This is a genomic window from uncultured Roseobacter sp. (assembly GCF_947499265.1).
Taxonomy (GTDB): domain Bacteria; phylum Pseudomonadota; class Alphaproteobacteria; order Rhodobacterales; family Rhodobacteraceae; genus Roseobacter.
Genome location: NZ_CANMNK010000001.1, coordinates 568829 through 588888, shown reverse-complemented (window position 1 = coordinate 588888; position 20060 = coordinate 568829). Strand labels below are relative to the sequence as shown.

The window sequence follows — 20060 nt, the reverse complement described above, 5'->3', positions numbered from 1 at the left end:
GGTCCGTGCTAGATCAATCGTGCCAGCGTCTTTTCGATCCCCTGCATCACCATTCCAACGTGATCATGATCCGAAGCCGCTGCATTTGGCGGATCAAACTGACCGGCATCATTGTCGAAATACCTGCCGGACGCAGTGGTAAAGCTCGGATCAAGTGCCGCCTTACAGAGGATTTCGGCACCTATGCTCAGATCGCTCCCCGCAATCCCGAATCCTTCCTTGACCATCTTTGAGGCCAGTAAGGAGCCCGGGTTTACGGCAACAACCACAGGGCCCTCGCCGAGCTCCTTGGCAAGCTCCTGCGTCCAGATCGTGATCGCCAGCTTGCTTTGCGCATAGGCGGCCATGTCATCAAGTATCATCTGACCGGCCAAGGCCTCACCGTTGACACGCGCCTGCGCCGCAGAGGACAGGTTCACGATGCGGCCATCCTTGGGGATGATCGGCAACAGGCGGCGGGTCAGATGATAGGGTGCGAGCGTGTTGACGACAAAGCGGATGTCCAACCCCTCCGCCGTCTGTGTTTCGGGCGCCTTCAGAACGCCAGCGTTGTTGATCAAGACGTCCAGCTTTTCGTGACGTTGCAGAATCTCCACCGCCATGGCGTCGACCTCATCCATCCGCGACAGATCGGCCACATAGCTTTCAGTAGCGCCGTCGACCTGAGCCGCAGCAGTCGCCAGCTTGGCCGCGCTTCGGCCGTGCAACAGGATGGTATGCCCTTCGGATGCAAGCAATTGCGCCGTCAGCAAACCGATCCCGTCGGTCGATCCGGTGATGAGGATGGTCTTGGACATGTGGGAACCTTTCGATGGACGCTAGTGCGCCTGTGCTTGTAGTTCTCCCAGAGATCGCTGCAAGACTTTCGGCCCGATTTGATCCCCAATAAGGACGCAAGAGCCGCCAACGCGCTTAGCCCGGAGATCCACCGCCCAGCCAGCTGCGATAGTCGCTGACCAGCAGATGCGTCGGCGCGACATCTTCTTCGACCTCGGCAAAACGGCCGATGGGGTCACGAAAGATGTTATCCGTCTCATCGTCATTCACGGTCGAGACCTCGCCAATCAACACGTCGCCGCCCTCGCCCCAGAACGCATGCCAATCGCCCGGCATCAGGGTCACGCTCTCCCCCGGTGCGAACCTGAGCTTCTCGCCCGGGGCATAAACACGCTCGATACCATCGCACCACACGGTACCGCCACGATCCTCGGCGAAATTGCCGTCATCATCCGACCCGAAAAGCTCGATCACCAGCGTTGCACCGCCGCGATTGATGATATCCTCGGCCTTGATCACATGGGTGTGCATCGGGCTCAGCTGGTCCTGCTTGGAGATCAGCAGTTTTTCCGCATAACACATGCCACCCCCGCGCTGCAGATCGGCCAGACGCCCGTTGCGCAATGTGAAGAGAAAGAGGCCCATCTCATCATAGCGCCCGGCGCCATAGTCGGTGATGTCCCACCCGCAGCGGGCCTCGATCACCTGACGTGCATCATCGCGGCGGGCGTGGAATTCATCCGGGGTCCATCTGGCAAAAGGCGGCAGGACAAAGCCGTATAAGCGGATCATCTCATCCGCTTCGGCCATGATGTCGTTGATGCGCGAGCGTTTCATGCGGCCTCGTGGGTTTGCAGAATTTCTATGACCATGGCCGCCGTCCAGGTGAACTGTGTCCCCCCGCAAGGCGCGCCCGTGGTCGGGTCGTAGTACTCCGCAAATCCGCTTTTCTCAATGAGACGCACACAGTCCGACATGATTTTGTCGACAATCGCTGTTTGGCCCGCCTGTTTCATCCCATCGGCAATCATGTAGTTCACGATCAACCAGGCAGGACCCCGCCAGTACCGTAAACCATCGAAATCAGGGGCGGTGGGATCATGGCTGGGGACAAGAAAATCACAGCTCTTTGCAAGGATGTCGATCCGCTGCGCAAGGGCCTTCGCCCGATCCGCCGGGATCGCGGCAAAGGTCGCCAGAATGCCGCCGATCGAGGGGCTGTCGATCAGGGTGCCAAGCGTCCGATCCTCGCAGAGATATTGACCATGTGCATCGCTCCAAAGCGTCTCCATGGCCGCAATGCCCTTTGCCGCCATCGCGCGGGATTGATCCGCGATCTCCGGCTCGCCCAGACGATCCGCAAGATCGGCAAGATCGCTGCAGGACCGGATGAGGATCGCATTGAAACCCGGATCTACCACGCGAAATGGCGAGGCGTCGTGCAGTTGCGTATTGTCCCAGCCCAGGCTGCGGAATTTTTCGACCAGCCAGATGTAGCGTTTGTATTGCGCGTCGGTCGGACGGTGTGCCGGGTTGGCATGACTTGTATCGCGCCGGGTGAAGGGGGCGACGCCTTCGATTGGGACGCGTTCGAACGCGCGATCCCAATCCACCGAATTGTCGCGCCCGGATTCCCAGGGATGAATGATCGCAACCAGCCCGGTCTCCTGCGGATCGCGCGCGCGAAAGAACCATTGATGCCAGGCGTGGATCTTCGGCAAAAGCGCGGTGGCGCGCAGGGTCGCCAGCGTTTTATCCTGCGCTCTGTCGAAAATCCGGCGCACGGCAAACCCGGTCACGGGTGGTTGTGTGATGCCGGATGTGGGCACGTCACGCCCGGTTTGCCACACCTCCGGGCCGGGGAAATACCCCTCATCCGGTTGGTGGAAAATGATATGGGGCACCATACCATCCTCCCATTGATGGGCAAAAAGCGTATCGATCTCCGTCCAGGCGCGGGCTTCGTCAAAATGCGCGAAACCGATGGCACTCAAGGCACTGTCCCAGTTCCACTGGAAGGGATAGAGCCCATGCGTCGGCACCGTATAGGTGCCCCGGTCGTTCAGTCGCAGCACCTCTTTGGCTTGGTGTGCCATCTCGCTCTTGCTGGCCATGACTTAGGCCACCGCAAGCGTGGTTTCAGGATCGAACCAGCGCACCCGATCAGGCAGCGGCGCCAGCGTCAACGTCTCCCCGGTGCGCACGGTCATATCGCTGTCGAGCACGGCGCGGAACATGTGACCCTCTACCTCGCAAGTCACCAGAAGATGCGCCCCCAGCGGCTCCACGACCTTGGCGGTTGCTGCCAGCCCGCTTTCCGCAAGCTGCATGTCTTCGGGCCGAATGGCGAATTGCAGCGGCCCCGGGCCGGTGTTCGGACCCTCGACAACCTGTCCGGCGACCGACCACTTGCCCGCCCCCACAGGAGTCGCCTTGAGGAAATTCATCGGCGGGTTGCCGATGAAACCGGCAACAAATTCCGCGGCCGGGTTGCGGTAAACCTCGATGGGCGAGGCCGCCTGTACGATCTTGCCTTCATGCATGACGCTGATCCTATCGGCCATACTCATGGCTTCGACCTGATCGTGGGTCACATAGATCGCGGTGGTCTTGCTTTCGGCCAGAACGCCCTTGAGTTCGGCGCGCATTTCCATCCGCAACAGCGCATCGAGGTTCGACAGCGGTTCGTCCATCAAGATCACGTCGGGTTCCATGGCCAGAGCGCGCGCAACGGCCACACGTTGCCGTTGACCGCCCGACAACTCGCCGGAATAGCGTTTGAGCAACTGCTCGATGTGCATCAAGGTCGCCGTGCGTTCGACCCGGCGTGTCACCTCCTCATCCGGCAGTTTCTGCATCCGCAGACCAAAACCGATGTTTTCGAACACGGTCATATGCGGGAAAACCGCGTAGTTCTGGAAGACCATGGAAATGCCCCGATCCTTGGGCGAGAGGTGATCCACCCGGCGCCCGCCGATCCAGACTTCACCGGTCGATGCCGTCTCAAGCCCCGCGATGATGCGCAACAGCGTGGATTTACCACAACCGGATGCGCCCAGCAAAACCATGAACTCCTGATCTGCGATGGTCAGGTTGATGTCGTGCAACGCCTGGTAATCTCCGAAGCGTTTGGCGACGTTTTTGATCTGAATTTCAGCCATATCTGTGTTCCTTTATATCTGTCGCATACCGCTCAGCGGTTGGCGATGCCCCACATGGCAAAGAGGTATTTACGCACGGCGAAGATGAAGATCAGCGCGGGCACAACGAGGATGAAGCCGCCTGCAAACTTCAGGTGCAGCGGTGAGGTGTCGAGGTTCTGCAGCAGGAAGGCGGTGAGCGTGCGGTTCTCGATGGTCAGCACCGCTGCTGCGAAGACCTCGTTCCAGGAGATCACGAAGGCAAAGATCGCCGAAGCGGTGATCCCCGGCAGGATCAGCGGCAGCACCACCTTGGTAAAGGCCGTGATCCGTGTGCAACCCAGGGTCCAGGCGGCCTCCTCAAGTTCCAGCGGAATGCCGGAGAAGAGCGAAAAGGTGATCAGCACCGCGAAGGGGATCGCCAGTGTCGTGTGCACCAGCGCCAGACCAAACACCGTATCATCGAGCCCGGTGCGGATGAACATCACCGCCAAGGGCAGCGCCAGCAGCGGCAGGGGAAAGGCGCGGGTCAGCAGGATCAGCAGCCGGAAAAGCTCCTTGCCGCGGAACTCGAACCGCGACAGCGCGTAGCCCGCGGGCGCGCCGATCAGGATCGACAGCACCATGGTGATGCCCGCCACCAGCACCGAGTTCTTGAGCGCCGTGAGCATGCCCGCGAAATTGGCGAAGAAGGTGAGCGAGCCCAGGTCAAACTCCGGAAAGAACGGTTTGGGAAAACTGTTCACGGTATCAGGCGACGACAGGGTGTTGATCAGCAGAAAGTAGATCGGGACCAGCACCCAGGCGCAGAGCAGGACGACGGCAGAGACATAGACGTAACGGCCTGTCTTGCGGGTATCGCCAGAGGTGTCGACAATCGCAGCATCGGTCATATCGAGGCTCCTTTCGGCACGCGCAGGATGCGCAGGATGATCAGGGTGAAGCCGATGGAGATCGCGAGGATGATCAGCGCCATCGCCGCCGCCGCACCGCTGTTGAGCAGATCGAATTGATAGGCATAGGTCTCGCCCATCAGAACCGGGAAGAGCGTGCCACCCAAGGCCGCCACCACGGCGAAGATCTCAAAGGCCAGAATGACCCGCAGCACCAGCGCAGTTTGCAGCGAGGGGCGCAGCATCGGCAATGTGATCCGGATGAAGCGTTTCCAGGGAGAGGCGCCAAAGACTTCGGCGGCCTCGTAATATTCCTTGGGGATCAGGCCGATGCCCGCCACGAGGATAACCAGCATGATCGCCGTTGCCCGCCAGATCTCCGCCAGGGCGATGGCCAAAAAGACGATCCCGGGGTTTTGATAACTCAGGAGGTTCACCGGTTTGTCCACCACGCCAAGACCATTCATCATCGTGTTGAGGAAGCCAGACTGCTCGAAGATCGCCAGCCAGATGATCCCGGCCGCAAGATCCGAAATGCCCAACGGAATGGTCCAGACATAGAGCACAAGATCGCGCCCTTTTTGCATGCGGGTGACCATCGTCGCCATCAAGAGCGCCAGCGCCACCTGCACCGGGACAACCGCCAGTGCCAGCAGCATCGTATTCTTCAGCGAGATCGGAAATTTCCAGTAGGTCACAACATCGCGGAAGTTATCCATCGAAAAACCAGCACCGGTGCTGAAGGCCTGTTTTGCCACCAAAACGAAGGGATAGAGGAAGAACAGGCAAAGAAACAGCGTGACCGGTGCAATCAGGATGTAGGGCAAAAGCCGAGCGTTCATCGGATCGCTCCTTTCATAGCGCAGCGCGCGCATGTGAAATCAGGGGAGGAGGTGTATCCGGGCCTCATGCGAGCCCGGATACCGGGAGGGGTGCAATCGCGGCCTTATTCGACCGGGCAGGCACCGTCAGATGGGGCGTCGGGTGCCCAGCAGGGTGCGCCTGTCTCATTCATGATCGCGGCAAGCTTGCCCTTCTGATCATCGAGCACGGCGCGGATGTCCTGGCGCGCCAGAATGATGCGCTCAAACGAGTCCACGAAGACCCGGTTGAAATCACCACCCTTGTCGCCGAGACCGGCGGGCAGCAGACCCGGATTGGCATCCGGAGAACCGCTCATCTTGGCGACAGCCGCACCAGCTGCCTGAACAGAGGTCGGCAGATCCGCGGGAAGCTCCACATCGATGACCGGGAAGAAATTGGTCGCCCGCAATGTCGCGATCTGTGTTTCCGGTTTCAGCATATGCGCAACCAGCGATTTGGCGGCATCCATGTCCGGCGCGGTACGCGGGATCGCCACACCGGCCAGCACCGGCATAAAGCCACGGCCCGCAGGACCGGCTGGAGCCGGGAAGGCCACGAAATCATCCGGACGCTCATTGAAGGCCTGCGCCAAGCGCGATGTGTGATCAAACACGATCCAGGCGTCGCCCGACAGGAGCTGTTCCTGCAGGAAAGAGAAGTTGGTCGAGGCCGGGTTGGTATGCTCCCAAAGCTCGCGGAATTTCTCCCAGGCCACGACGGCTTCATCAGATGCAAAAGTCCGCACAACGCCGTTGGTGTAGGAGGGATAGAGATAGCCCTGGAAAAACCGATGCTTCAGGCCCTTGGGGCCGGCAGGGAAGCCGAATTTGGGCTCGCCCGTCGCTTCGTGCACATTGGCGGCCCAGGCAATCAGCTCGTCATAAGACAGCGCGTCGATATCGGCACCGTCAGGCAGATACTGCAAGGCCTCCTTGTTCGCCGCCATGATATAGCTGGCCTGCATCCACGGGATATACTGCATCCCATCGGTGCCCAGTTTGGCGAGGCTGTTGAAGGTGCCGCTGGCCGACGCAAGGCCCAATTCATCGAGATCTACAAGATCATCGGGGTTCATGGCCGAGAAATCACCATGCAGCGCGCCCAGCAGGCCAATGGTGCCCGACCCGGCCTGAAGCTCCGCCTGAAGCCGTGTCAGCCAGGGTCCGCCATCATTGGGCTGGTAGTCAACGGTTTGATCTGCGGCGCCCAGCACCTGTTCGCGCATGGCCTGCGCCTCTTCCACCGGTTTGGCCTGTGTTGACCAAAAGAGCACATCGGCTTGCGACACGCTGGCCGACAGGGCGAGCGCGATGCCGGTGGCTGCACCGGCGATTTTCGTATGTAGGGTCATTGGTTTCCTCCCGTAGCTGATTTTGGAGCCGAATGCGTTGTCGGCGCCAATCATATCCACGGCCGTAGCTTTGCCTCGGGGTCGGGGCTCAGGCCACGTCCGTCATCGGGTCAGCCACCCTCACGTATTACGAGAACGACTCAACCGATGGTCGCCATCATGATATAACGATATATCTTTAGTCAAATGATTTTTTCTTTCTTATTGGGCTTATCCTTGCGGTTTCGGGAGATTTGCCTTGATTCCTTTGGCCCGCGCCGACAAAATCAGGCATAACGTTACATCACCAAAACGGAGTTTCGATGGCAGGCAAGCCGACCCTTGGGAGCGTTGCAAAGGAGGCGGGCGTTTCGATTCCCACCGTGAGTCAGGTGATGCGTGGGACTGGCCGAATTTCCGAGCAGACCCGCAGAAAGGTGCTTCAGGCAGCCAAGAAACTGCACTATGTGCCGGACTCACGCGCCGCCGCCATGCGATCCGGTGAAAATCGCGAGATTGGCTTTGTCATCAATCAGATTTCCAACCCCTTCAACGCCGAAGTTATCTTTGGCGTAAGCGATTTGCTTGAAGCAGACGGGTATCTCGTCTCCGTTCTGGACGCGCGCGACGATACCGAACGCCAGGGCCGGCACCTCGAAGCCTTCATCCGCAATGGCCGTGGCGGGCTACTATGGCTGCCCGCGCTGGACACACCGGCGGAAACCTTCTCACTGCTCAGGGCACACAGTATCCCGGTCGTGACCTTCCTGCGGCGCACCGAAATGGGCGGGTTCGATCACGTCGGCATTCGGAATGCAGAGGCAACGGCCTGTGCAACCCAGCATCTTGTTGACCGGGGACATCGCCACATTGCCTATCTTGGCGGCGATATCATGACGAGCGTCCGTCGGGAGCGTATCGACGGATACACCACGGCGCTTGCAACGGCCAACCTCGGCCCACCGATCATCTGGGATTGTCAGGACAACAAACTGGCCGGTCTGATGGCGATGCAGGCGCTCCGTCTGGCCCACCCCGACGTGACGGGGGTGGTGTGCAACGGCGACACGGTGGCTCTTGGCGCTTGTCTGGCATTGCAACGCGACGGTCTGGTGCCGGGCGAGGCGTTGTCTATCGTTGGGTTCGATGATATTCAGGACGCCGCGGTCGCGACCCCGCCCCTAACAACAATGGCCGTTTCCCCTTACGAGCTCGGGCGCAGATTGGCCCGTGTCTTGTTGGAACGTATCCGTGAACCAAACGCGCCGGTGACTACTTCAGAAATCTCGGCAGAACTGGTCGTGCGCAGCACAACAGGGTCCGTTGCATCCGATTGATGCAGGCTGTTGCTTGACCCGCTAGCTCAGGAACTCCTGAATCACACGCGCCCGCTGTTGCTGCCCATCCGGATCAAGTCCGGTTTTCAGCGACGCAAAGTCTTCCGCCCATTTCGACGTACGCATGCGAATGGGTGGTTCATCCGCGTTGATGCATCTCATCATGACATCCGCAACCTCGTCGGGCGTTTGATAGATGTCTGACCCGGCCTGACGGTTTTGCGCACCGCCAATGTATTTTTGCAAAATCGGCAGGTATTCATCCTCCAGCATCCCGCCGGTCTGCTGAACATGCTCCAGAACATTTGCCGCGAATTCAGTGCTGATGCCCCCTGGCTCAATCACGGAAAAATTAATACCAAAAGGCGCCGTGACATAGCTTGCCAGGGCCTCCATGTAGCCTTCGACCGCGAATTTAGCGGCGCAATAGATCTCGTTGAACGGCTGCCCCACCAATCCGCCCACCGAAGAAACCGTAAGGATATGCCCGCTACGCTGCTGGCGCATGTGCGGTAAAACGGCCTTCGTGCACCGAACGACGCCCATGAAATTCACATCCATGACCCAGTCAATATCTTCCTCGCTGGCCTGTTCGGTTGTGCGCACGTATCCGGCGCCCGCATTGTTGATCAAGAGGTCGATGCGCCCTTCTTTTTGCATGACCGCATCGACCGCTGTGTTGACCGACGCTGTGTCCTGAACATCCAAAGGCAATACGTCGAGAGAAACGCCTGCGGCGGTGGCCGCAGCGTCCAGCGCATCGCGCTTCTTCAAGTTCCGCATCGTGGCATAGACTTTGTGGCCAGCCTGAGCGGCCTTTACCGAGATGCTGATCCCCAGCCCTGTGGACGTGCCAGTGACGATTACAACTTTGGACATCTATGTGTTCCTGTTCCGGGGGTTGGGGTCTGAAATCATGCGCGCAAAGAAACTGTCTGGCCTCAGCGCCTGAAGCAGTGGGCTTTCGCCAAAACCGAGTTCGATGCAGACTATTCAGATTTTTAATGAGCATGCACTCACAAATTGCTCGTGATTGTACGGGTAAGTCAACATGGGTTTCCAACAGACGCTGACCCAGCGCAGATTTTTTTCGCCAGACGGTCATCCCCGAAAACCGCTGTGATGAGGCTGCCAGAGCAGACAGGAGCGTATGGTATTTGGAACACGGCGTTCACCAATAATGAAAATCAATATTGAGTAAAATTTTAGAGTCTCTAAACAACTTCTGCTACGTTTCGGTTATCTGGAGTTTGTTGTTATGAGATTTATTGTTCCAAAGGACGAACGCCAGACATCGTTCGGATCGCGAGATTTGCTGGTGACCACCTTGGCGTCAGGTGTCTTGCTGACCGCGCCCGCGGCACACGCGCAATCGCCACAGGGCGGTGTGGTGGCAAGCGGCACTGCCAATATCTCACAATCGGCGCAGCAATCTGTCATCAACCAGACCACCGAACGCGCAGTCATTGATTGGCAAAGCTTCGACGTCGGGCGCGACCATACGGTGACGTTTAATCAACCGGGTCGCACATCCGCGACGCTGAACCGCGTGACTTCAGCCAGCGCCAGCGTCATCCAGGGCGCCGTGAACGCCCCGGGTACTGTTGTTATCCAAAATACCGCAGGGGTGCTCTTCACCGGCGACGCGCAAATTGACACCGGTGGGTTGATCGCGTCCAGCCAACTGGTCGATCCCGGACATTTCATGGACAGCGGTAACTTCCGAATTGGCGGCGGCGAACGCCCCGGCGCGCGCGTCCTGAACGAAGGGACATTTTCCATTGGCGACGCCGGGCTAGCAGCGCTGGTCGGCAGCAACGTCGAAAACGCGGGCACGATCATCGCCCATTTGGGCACCGTGGTTTTGGCCTCTGGCGAGCAGACCACGATTGATCTGGCCGGTGACGGCGTTTTCCAGATCGCCGTATCGGGCAATCCCGACAAGGGCCGCGCCGCCAATTCAGGGCGCATCAATGTTGCAGGTGGTCGCGTTCTGCTGTCGGCTGGCGGCGCTGCGGGGGTGCTCGATTCCGTCATCAATACATCGGGCATCATTCGCGCCACCTCCGGAACCGGGTCAGGTGGACGGGTCGAGCTGATTGGGCGCGGCGGCGGCAAAGTGCAGGTGGCAGGCACAATCGATGCAACCGGGCAAACGTCTGGCGGCACCGTGCACATCACTGGCGCATCCGTTGATCTTGCGCAGATGGCCAGCATCGATGCGAGTGGGGACATCTCAGGCGGTGAAATCCTGATCGGTGGCGGTTTTCAGGGTGGTGGCGATTTGCGCCGCGCGACAAAAACAGTGCTGAACATGGGCTCCGTAGTCAAGGCCGACGGCACATCCGGCGAAGGGGGCACGGTCGTTGTCTGGTCGGACGATTCCACTTGGTTCGACGGCAGGATCAGCACCACCGGAGCCACCAAAGGCGGCCTGGTCGAGACCTCCGGCAAAATCAATCTGGGCACCGGCGACAATGCCTCCGTAACGGCTGGCGATGGCGGCACATGGCTGCTGGACCCCCGCAACGTGAGGATCGTCACCAGCGGCGCGAACGCCTCCGCGGGCGTGAACAATCCGCCCGCGGGTGCAGGGGACTACCAGATCAGGCGCGATTCCATCGTTGCGGCGTTGAACGGTAATTCAGACGTCACAATCACCACCGAACAGCCCGCATCGTCTGATGCCGGAAACATCACCGTCGCGGCGAGCCTGAGCTGGACAGGAAACGGCAATCTCACCCTCGACGCGGATGGGTCCATCTTTGTCAATCAGACGGTTCAGACGCGCGGCGCAGGCAACCTAACGCTAAGCGCCGCTGAGACCGTGGACATCAATCGGACCGTGCAGACCACAAGCACCGGCACCATCGGGATCGAGGCGGGTGCGGACATCAGATTGGATGGCGCGGTATCTTCGACAGGGGCAGGTAACATCAAGGCCACAGCCGATGGTTCAATCCTGGTCAACCGGGCGACACAAATCAGCGGTGCGGGCGATCTGACCCTCGATGCAGGCGACGCGATCACGGTCAATCAACGTCTGCGCACCACGCGCGCGGGTGACCTGACCCTGCGCGCTGAAAATGCGATCACGCTGAACAACAATGTCATCGCCAGCCGCGACGGCGACATAGATATTCGCTCGAACATGGGCGACGTCGCCATGGGCGGCGCCAACGGCAATCAACGCATCAGCACAAACAGCGGCGATCTGACGGTCGAAGCCACGGCCGGGAGTGTCATTCTGGAGCGGACGAACACCCGTTTGCGCAACACGCAGATTTACTCGAACTCCGGCGATATCGACATCACGGCAGGTACTGAAATCAAACTGAAAGGCGGCGAAGCCAACCGACAGGTTGTTCGGATCGGTCGCACGGGCGACGCGTCTGACATCTCTCTGACGGCGCCCAAGGTGTCCGTCATCGCTGGCGACAGTGTCCCGCAGGGCGCTGCGCAGATCATTGTTGGCTCTGGCGGGTCGATCAGCATCGATGCTGACGAGATTGATATTGAGAGCGGTGACGCAAATGCGCTGGCCAGCATTCAGGCGCGCAATGGCGCGACCCTCACACTGGATGCCGCCACACAGACCTGGGACGGTCTGGTGCGCAGCAGTGGCACAGGTGCGACCGGGGGCGATGTGACCCTCATCGGGGGCATCACTGCCAGTGTGCGGCCGACATTCGACCTGGTTGACGGTGCCGATTTCAATCTGAACGTCGGAAATCCAACCGGCAGCTTCACCGCGACCGGTGTGCCGCTGCAGGTCACGGCGACCGGTGGCACGATTGGCGTCGGTGGCACCGTCAATTCACCTCAGGTCACGCTGGAAACCGATACCGGCGTCACGCTCGACAGCGGTGCACAGATCACCGGAACAGGCGCGGGCAATGCCGTCATCGTTGCAGCGGGCAACCGGTTTGAGAATAACGCAGGCGCAGGTGCCCTTCAGGTCACAGACCCGTCCGCGCGCTGGTTGCTCTATATGGATCAATTCGCCAGCCTCGTCGGGACAGCCCCCGCCTCAGGCACCTTCGATCTCTACAATCGGTCTTTTGCGTCAACCCCTCCGGCCTCTCTGGGCGGCTTTACCGGCAACCGCATCGTCTATGGCGAACAGCCAGACCTGACCGTGACCGCGGATGCTCTAACCAAAACCTACGGGGATGATCTGACGGGTGCCTTGACCTTCACGCTGACCGGCCTGCGCACAGGCGACAGCGAGGCAACCGCTCTGACCGCGCCTGTGACACTCGCCAGCGCGGGCGCCGCCGCCAATGCCGCGGTTGCGGGCAGCCCCTATACAATCTCCGCCACGGCCGCAGCATCGACGCAGGGCTACAATGTGACCGTGGTCGACGGCACGCTGACCGTTAATCCTGCGGCGCTGACAATCACCGCAGACAACGCAAGCCGTGCTGTGGGCGCGCCCAATCCGGCCTTCACCGCGCAATTCTCCGGGTTTGTTCTGGGCGAAACCGTTTCCGACCTTTCCGGGGTTTTGGCCCTGACCACCCCGGCAACTGCAGCAAGCCCGGCGGGGAGCTTCGCGATCACGCCCGCTGGCGTGACCAGCTCAAACTACGCAATCACATTTGTGGACGGTATTCTGACCGTGAACGCGGCGGCGGGTACTGGTGCCACAGCAGGCGGCACAGTGAACGACGTCAATGATGGTGGCGCAATTGCGCAGCGCCGCAGCGGCCTGCGGGCGGCACCGGTCACACCGGGCGATGCGGCCTTCCGCACAACCGAGCGGGACATCGGGCTTGCGGGCGCAGATCCCTTTGCGCTGAACTACTCGCTGGGTGAGGTCATTGCGTTCCAGCCCATCTCCGATGCCGCAGCAGAAGGGTTTGTACCCGCCGCAGGCGGATTGGACTCCACGGCATCCGGCGATTGCGGCGTCGCCGTCAATCTCGGCGGCGCGGGCCGCAATGGCTGCGCAAGCGTGGTGACCACCGAATCCTATTGGGACCAGCAATAATGCAATTCATAAGACATCTGAGCGTCGCCGCTGCGATGGCTGCGGCCCCCCTGACTGCTGGTGCGCAGGCTCCGCAGGTACCACCCCTGCCTGAAACCGCACCTGATACCTCGCGTCAGGTGGAAGCCCCTCGCCCTCGGGCAGAGACCGGTGCCGTCACAGCAAGAGGCAGCGGCCCCTCTTTCGTGCTGAACGGCATCGTTTTGCAAGGTGTCACAGCGCTGGACCAAAAAACCATCAGCCCGATCTGGCAGGAATTGATTGGCCAGCGCGTGACCGTGCAGACGCTGGATGAGGTGACCCGGCAGATCAGTGCCGCCTACCGCGAGCGCGGCTATGTCTTGTCACAGGCCATTCTGCCCGCTCAAACCGTTGACGGCGGCATTGTCCGGATTGTGGTGGTCGAGGGGTTTGTCGATCAGATCACCTATAGCGGCGGCGCGGCCAATCAGCAGGATCTGGTTGCCGAGTATTTTGGCCCGGTTGCCGATGACCAACCGCTGCGTCTGACAACGTTGGAGCGCAGCGTGCTGCTGTCGCGAGATGCGGTTGGTAGTGTGAACTCGGGATCGGTTGAGACGGTTCTTGGGCCGTCGCCCGACACCTTCGGGGCCGCTGATCTGGACGTGCAGATCGCACAACAGCCCGTTTCCGGGTATGTGTCCATCGATAATCGCGGCTCGCGCCTTTATGGCGACTGGACGCTTGGCACGGGCGCACGGGCGTTCAATCTACTGGGGCTCAATGAAACGCTGGATGGCAATTTTGCACTGGCACCGCAAGGAACCTCGCTGGCGTTTGGGTCGATCACCGCCGACGTGCCGTTGCGCGGCCTGACCGGCACTTGGCTGGATGGCGCACGGCTCAGGTTCGGTGGCAATATCTTCCGCGGCGATCCTGACCTCGAAGAGGCTGGCGCTACCGCTGGTCTGACAACCGTATCCGATCAGACGGAGCTGAACGCTCAGCTTGTGGTACCCTTTGTCCGTGCCCGATCAGAGAATGTTTTCGGGCGGTTCGGTCTGACCTTTCGCGATAGCGAAACGGAAACCGGGTTGGTCGGGCTCACAACCGTGGAAGAAGACCGGCTTGCCGTTTTGGAAGCAGGCCTCGCCTGGGATTTCGCGGACAGGCTGGGGGGCATCAGCCTTGTCGATGTCTCCATCCGCCAGGGCCTTGACGTCGCAGGCGCGCGGGTTTCAGCGACAGGCCCGGCAGCGGGTGATCTGAACTTCACCTCCGCTCAGGTGACCCTATCGCGGTTGCAAGCACTGGGCAGCGGCCCCTGGTCGGTCTTTGGCGAGATAACAGGTCAAATGTCGCGCGGCCTCCAGCCAAATTCGGAACGGTTTTATCTGGGCGGTTCATCGATTGGCCGTGGTTTCGCACCCGGAAACACCTCGGGCGACACCGGCTATGCAGGCCGCGCGGAATTGCGCCGCGCGATCAGTCCGGACAGCCTGGGCACGGTTGCGGACGCTGCCAGCCTATACGCATTCATTGACTACGGACGTGCCTACGACCGATCAATCGCGCGCGACGGACAACAATGGGAAAACCTCGGATCCATTGGGATCGGCGCGCAGATTTCATTGAATACATGGCTGTCGGTCACGCCTCAGATCGTGCGGCAAATCAGCGGAACGCCACGCGACACTGTTGATCCCTCACAGGAAACACGGTTTTTCATCGGCGCGGTCGCGCGCTTCTGATATCGGGTACCTCTCACGCCTCTGGCTCCTGCGATCCTCGACAGGTCGACTAAAACTCTCTGAAAGTCGTGACACGGCGTTAGCCACGCTTTAACCCGCCGGGCGCAGCATTGCGGCCGGGACTGCTCGTAACGGGCAGTATGGGTCGGAGTGCGTTATGTTTTTCGGGAATTATTCCTGTGTTGCCGCACGGGTATTGGCTTTTGCGCGACAGGTCATGCTTGTTGCATTGTTACTCTTCGCCTTGGTGCGCGGCGCGGAGGCGACGGAACCTCCCCGGTCTCTGTCTTATCACGCGACCCTTCTCAACGGTGCCATCACCGGATCCGCCTTCATGATCGCGGATGGGGTCGCCGTTACAAACGCGCATGTTTTAGGGCGGCGCGGTATTGGTGAGGTCGTCACCCTCTTGGCGCCGGGAAAACCGCGCGGCACGGCACGTATTCTCGCCATAAGCCCTCGTATGGACCTCGCAATCCTATCCATAGACCCAGACCTTTTGCCCATTGCGCCCGCAGGCCGGGCCCGGGACGCCCGTGGCGACCCAATTTATGCCGTGGGCATTGCCGCTGATGGCAACCCGCGACGCCGTCTCGTGATCAGCGGCACCGTGGCCTCGGAGCGACGTACGCTCGCACCATTCGGCCGTGGGGTGATTGCAAGCATGCCCCGGGTCAAAAGAGGGTTTTCCGGGGGACCCGTGTTTGACAGAAACGGACAGCTCGTCGGCATGGTCGCCGCCCTCAGGGAGGGCCGCGAGGATAACCGCCGGACCAGAGAGGCATTTATCATCTCCGCTGATGCAATACGTGCAGAAGTGGGCCGGTTGAAGCCTGCGCTTTATAGCGCAAACAATGCGCGAAATGACTTATCGCTGATACGTTGACTCAAGCCCGGCTATCGGAAGCGCTCTTGCAAGCTGCTCGCTTTTGTAAAGGACCCTGGAAGGCAAAACGGAATTTGCATCCGTCGGAGCAGGCCACCCCCTAATCATCCTTGCGCAGTAAGTCGTGCACCGCGCTGATCAGTTCCGATTTGTTCACCGGTTTCACCAGATATTTGTCCTCTGGCCTGACGCCATTGCCGTGAATGGCGGCTTCGGTCGGATAGCCGGAGATAAAGAGCACGTGAATGTCCGGAAGGATATCACGCACGCGGGCCGCAAGTTCAGGGCCCTGCACCGACCCTGGCATCACGATATCCGTCAGCAATATGGTTGGCCGCACCCCCCCTTCGATCTGGCGGAGCGCTTCGTCCCCGCTCGCACATTCGACAACGGTCAGGTTTTCGTCACTTAGCTGGCGCACCAGAACGCGGCGGACCTCGAGGTCGTCTTCCGCAACCAAAATGGTCTCGCCGGCGGGCACCGCCTTGCGTTCCATTCGCGGTGCATAGACCGGCACATTGGCCGCATTCGCCGCTGGAAAATAGAGTTTGAAAGTCGTTCCAACACCCATTTCGCTATAGGCGCGAATGGTTCCCTTTGACTGCCGCATAAACCCAAAAACCATGGAGAGGCCCAGACCCGATCCCTGTCCCACGGTTTTGGTGGTAAAGAACGGCTCGAAAACCTGTGCCAGCGTGGCAGCATCAATGCCCGCACCGGTATCCGAAATGGCAAGCATGACATAACGACCCGGCTCGAGCTCCTCCTGGCGCGACAGAATATAATCCCCGGAAATCCGCACGTTGCAGGTCTCCATCGTGATCCGCCCGCCATCGGGCATGGCATCGCGTGCGTTATTCAGGATATTCAAAATCGCCGTTTCGAGCAGCGCCGGGTCCGCTTCGGTTTCCCAGAGCCCTGCATCGGTTACGGTTTCGATCAGGACATTGACGGGCATAAGCCGTTTCACCATGCGGTCGGCGCCTTTGACGATCTCATTAAGGTTTATCCGTGTCGGCGTCAGATGTGCTTTGCGTCCATAGCTCAGAAGCTGCTGGGTGAGCCCTGCCCCGCGCTGTACCGCGCTCAGAGCGGTGTCGATGAATTCCCCACGGTCCTTATCGTCCGGATCGCGTTTCAGAAATTCAAGATTGCCCTGCACAATGGCTAGTAAATTGTTGAAATCATGCGCCACGCCACCGACGAGAGACCCGATCGCCTCCATCCGCTGTTTTTGGCTCAGTTCAGCGGCAGCGCGCTTCGCCTCGGTATTGTCGAACATCACCGCCAGCGACCGCACATAGGCGCCGCCATCATCATACTCCGCCATCGCAGACATCAGAACCGGCAGCGTCTGACCATCTTTGCGAACGAAATCGTATTCGACGTTGTAAATCTTCCCGGTCCGAAAGAACTCGGGCAACACGACCTTTTCGGCATATTCCTTCGACGCCGGGCTGAGAAAGTCAGTGGATGCCCGCCCAACCATATCCTCCACAGCGTAGCCAAGCTTATCCGCCCAGAACTGACTGACTTTCAGTAGGACCCCTCTTTCATCAATCGAATGCATCAGGATGGGAGCGGCCGAAAAAAGCCCCTGCATGGGATCGTCGGACTTGATGGATTGCCAGTACCGTAGAATGTTGTTGGTCATAAAAAATTCTTGCCTATCAGCGGACTATACTGCCCGAAGACGCGAAAACGCCACTAACTGATCATACACAAACCCGCGATTTGCAGCATTAGATTCTGGATTTACTAGTTTGCCGAGAAATTCTGGCCGTCCCTGATATGATCACGCACGCCGGGGTTGTTTTCTGATCTGAAAACTTCAGCAAAGGGCATACTTAGGCGTGTATTCTGCACATTCGGTGCGAATCAGATTGCCCGATGGAGGGAGAGGCATTTAGCCACAATTGCCGTCGCGATCGGGGTTTTGGCCTATATCACGCCGTCAACTGGACGCTCTGACCACCAGCTCAACCTGCGTCCGGATCCCCGTTTCAGGCGGCATGCCGTCGATCAACCAGGTCAGCATGCGCCGCGAAATCGCTTCTGCGAAATCCGGGATTCCACAGCTGACGGAAGAGAGTTGCGGGATGCTTTGCTCGCACTCCTCGATGTTGTCGAACCCAACGACCCGCAAATCCGTTCCGACGGTGCGGCCAAGCGCGTTGCTTGCCGTAAGCAGGCCGAGCGCGACAAGATCGTTGAAACATAAAACGCCGTCCACATCAGGGTGGTGCGCCAGTAGCTCATGAGCGCCCTGGACGCCAAATTCATGGCTCGCCGCACCGGTCAAAATCACCGGTTCGACCCCGTTCGCGTCCATGAGCTCAAGATAGCCAGACATTCTTTCCTGCGTCACGGCACGACCGGCCAGGCCGCCGACAAAGGCAATGCGGCGGCACCCTCGATCCAACAAGTGTTGCGTGGCCAGACGGCTGCCGGATTGATAATCCGGGGCGAGAAACGGGAACTGATCCTCGCGATCATCGACTTTCCGAAACACCTGGATCGCCGGCAATCCCGCGCGCGCAATTGCATCGAACGGGCTTTCCTGCGGGCCATAGGCGGGCGACACGACAAAACCCGACACGCCATGCTCGATCAAGGTACCGATCATCTTTGACTGCATCTCTGCATCTTCGTTGATATTGGCAAGCACAACCGCGTAGCCCTGATCCGACAGCGCCATTTGCAAGGATGCCGCGAATTCAGTGAAAAAAGGGTTGCGCAGGTCGTTGATGATCAACCCGATCAAGCCGGTGGAGGAAGAACGCAGGTTAGCCGCGGACCGATTGTAAACATAGCCAATCCGCGCCATCGCCTCACGAACCTGAACGCGGGTACGCTCTTTGACCAACGGGCTGCGTTGCAAGACCAGGCTGACGGTTGATTTCGAAACGCCCGCTTCTCTTGCCACGTCCTTGATGGTTGGTCTTCGCTCCATGGCGGTGTCCGTATCAGATGCCGTGCAGAGATAGCAGCGTTTTCATTCGTGCCTCTGCCAGATCGGGCTGGATCAGCACCCGCGACTGATCGGCAAGGCGGAAAACATGCGCGTAATGAGTGATGTCTCGGCTGGATTGGAACCCAGCGGGCATGATGAAATGGCTCTGATAGCCATTCAGCCAGGACAGAAACGCGATACCCGCTTTGTAAAATCGCGTGGGTTCCTTGAAAATCTCGCGGCTCAGGGGCACGGTCGGCTCAAGCAGGCTGTGGAATTTCGCGACGTCCTCTTGTGCTAATGCCGCCAGCGCCTGTGAGGCGGCGGGCGCAATCGCCGCGAAGATGCCAAGCAGCGCATGGGAAAAGCACTTACCGTCCCCGGCGATCAGATCCGCATAGTTGAAATCGTCACCGGTATAGAGACGCACGCCATCAGGCAGGCGGGTGCGGAACGCCTCTTCATGCGCCTGATCGAGCAAGGAGATCTTGATGCCATCCACCTGTTTCGGGTTTTCCGCGATCAAGTCGAGGACAAAATCGCTGGCTTTTGCCAAATCTGCATGGCCCCAATATCCCGTCAGCGCAGGGTCAAACATATTCCCCAACCAGTGCAAGATCACCGGCTCCGCCGCGCCATCGATCAAGGACCGGTAGACCTTGTGATAGACATCAGGCGCGGCAGTCATGGCAGGAAATGCGCGGGATGCCATCAAGATCAATTGGCCGCCAGCGGTCTCGATGGCCTCCGCCTGTTCGCTGTAGGCTGTCAGAATTTGCGCCGGCGTTGTAAGGGTCTCAAGAGGCCGGTGATCGGTGCCCGCGCCGCAGGCAACGCGTGGTTTCAGCGGGTGCGTTTTGGCCGCCACCAACGTGCGCTCGATCAGCTCGCGCGCAGTTTGCCAATCCACCCCCATGCCCCGCTGCGCGGTATCCATGGCTTCGGCCAGCCCAAGCCCCTGATCCCAAAGACCCTGCCGAAACGCGAGCGTCGCATCCCAGTCCACCGCCGGTCGGGTATCCCATGGGTTTCTTTCCCGCAGCGGGTCGGAAACAACATGCGCCGCCGCAAAGGCCGTTCGCGTCAAAGGTACATCGGGAGCCCGCGGTATCAGCGGGTTTCCGGAAAGCGTGTAGGGTTCTAGACGACCGTCTTCGGTGGGCAGGTGCAGCATG

General features: G+C 59.7%; 15 protein-coding genes. 4 read left to right on the top strand and 11 right to left on the bottom strand.

From position 1 onward, the window contains the following. Positions 1-8: 8 nt before the first annotated feature. The 7 genes from Q1A63_RS02845 to Q1A63_RS02815 all read right to left on the bottom strand — a co-directional run bounded on the left by Q1A63_RS02845 (position 9) and on the right by Q1A63_RS02815 (position 7025). Positions 9-797: an SDR family NAD(P)-dependent oxidoreductase gene (locus tag Q1A63_RS02845; protein WP_298969108.1), complete on the bottom strand. Its 789-nt coding sequence runs from the start codon at positions 795-797 to the stop codon at positions 9-11. A gap of 115 nt (positions 798-912) precedes the next feature. Continuing rightward, positions 913-1614, bottom strand: coding sequence for a D-lyxose/D-mannose family sugar isomerase (locus tag Q1A63_RS02840; protein ID WP_298969106.1), 702 nt, complete (start codon positions 1612-1614; stop codon positions 913-915). Then, positions 1611-2873, bottom strand: a complete 1263-nt coding sequence (locus tag Q1A63_RS02835; protein WP_299630586.1) for a hypothetical protein — start codon at positions 2871-2873, stop codon at positions 1611-1613. The genes Q1A63_RS02840 and Q1A63_RS02835 overlap by 4 nt, the downstream gene beginning before the upstream one ends. Before the next feature lie 21 nt (positions 2874-2894). Continuing rightward, on the bottom strand, positions 2895-3938 hold the full coding sequence (locus tag Q1A63_RS02830; protein ID WP_298969103.1) for an ABC transporter ATP-binding protein: 1044 nt from the start codon (positions 3936-3938) through the stop codon (positions 2895-2897). 32 nt (positions 3939-3970) lie between these two features. Further along, positions 3971-4810, bottom strand: a complete 840-nt coding sequence (locus Q1A63_RS02825) for a carbohydrate ABC transporter permease (protein WP_298969101.1) — start codon at positions 4808-4810, stop codon at positions 3971-3973. Further along, entirely contained in the window at positions 4807-5652 is an 846-nt protein-coding gene (locus Q1A63_RS02820; RefSeq protein WP_298969099.1) for a sugar ABC transporter permease, read from the bottom strand. The genes Q1A63_RS02825 and Q1A63_RS02820 overlap by 4 nt, the downstream gene beginning before the upstream one ends. A 104-nt stretch (positions 5653-5756) precedes the next feature. Beyond that, positions 5757-7025, bottom strand: coding sequence for an ABC transporter substrate-binding protein (locus tag Q1A63_RS02815; protein WP_298969097.1), 1269 nt, complete (start codon positions 7023-7025; stop codon positions 5757-5759). 302 nt (positions 7026-7327) lie between these two features. On the opposite strand from Q1A63_RS02815, the gene Q1A63_RS02810 reads away from it, so the two are divergent. Continuing rightward, positions 7328-8341: a LacI family DNA-binding transcriptional regulator gene (locus Q1A63_RS02810; RefSeq protein WP_299630583.1), complete on the top strand. Its 1014-nt coding sequence runs from the start codon at positions 7328-7330 to the stop codon at positions 8339-8341. 21 nt (positions 8342-8362) lie between these two features. Here the strand turns inward: Q1A63_RS02810 and Q1A63_RS02805 are convergent, their stop codons facing one another. Further along, positions 8363-9220 carry an SDR family oxidoreductase gene (locus Q1A63_RS02805; protein ID WP_298969093.1) on the bottom strand — a complete coding sequence of 286 codons (858 nt, stop codon included), beginning with the start codon at positions 9218-9220 and terminating at the stop codon, positions 8363-8365. A gap of 379 nt (positions 9221-9599) precedes the next feature. Here Q1A63_RS02805 and Q1A63_RS02800 point away from each other — a divergent pair, with 379 nt between their 5' ends. The 3 genes from Q1A63_RS02800 to Q1A63_RS02790 all read left to right on the top strand — a co-directional run bounded on the left by Q1A63_RS02800 (position 9600) and on the right by Q1A63_RS02790 (position 15932). Next, entirely contained in the window at positions 9600-13334 is a 3735-nt protein-coding gene (locus Q1A63_RS02800) for an MBG domain-containing protein (RefSeq protein ID WP_298969091.1), read from the top strand. Beyond that, entirely contained in the window at positions 13334-15046 is a 1713-nt protein-coding gene (locus Q1A63_RS02795; RefSeq protein WP_298969089.1) for a POTRA domain-containing protein, read from the top strand. The genes Q1A63_RS02800 and Q1A63_RS02795 overlap by 1 nt, the downstream gene beginning before the upstream one ends. Before the next feature lie 157 nt (positions 15047-15203). Next, positions 15204-15932 (top strand): serine protease, encoded by a 729-nt coding sequence (locus Q1A63_RS02790; RefSeq protein ID WP_298969087.1) that lies wholly within the window; start codon positions 15204-15206, stop codon positions 15930-15932. 100 nt (positions 15933-16032) lie between these two features. Here the strand turns inward: Q1A63_RS02790 and Q1A63_RS02785 are convergent, their stop codons facing one another. From Q1A63_RS02785 to Q1A63_RS02775, 3 genes are all read right to left on the bottom strand, one after another. Beyond that, a complete protein-coding gene (locus tag Q1A63_RS02785; protein WP_298969086.1) occupies positions 16033-17586 on the bottom strand; it encodes a PAS domain-containing hybrid sensor histidine kinase/response regulator in 1554 nt (517 codons plus the stop codon). A gap of 300 nt (positions 17587-17886) precedes the next feature. Further along, complete coding sequence (locus Q1A63_RS02780) at positions 17887-18885, bottom strand: LacI family DNA-binding transcriptional regulator (RefSeq protein WP_298969084.1); 999 nt, start codon at positions 18883-18885, stop codon at positions 17887-17889. Between the two features lie 13 nt (positions 18886-18898). Further along, the gene (locus Q1A63_RS02775) at positions 18899-20059 is read right to left on the bottom strand and encodes a dihydrodipicolinate synthase family protein (RefSeq protein WP_298969082.1); all 1161 of its coding nucleotides are present in this window, start codon (positions 20057-20059) and stop codon (positions 18899-18901) included. Between the last annotated feature and the right edge of the window lies 1 nt (position 20060).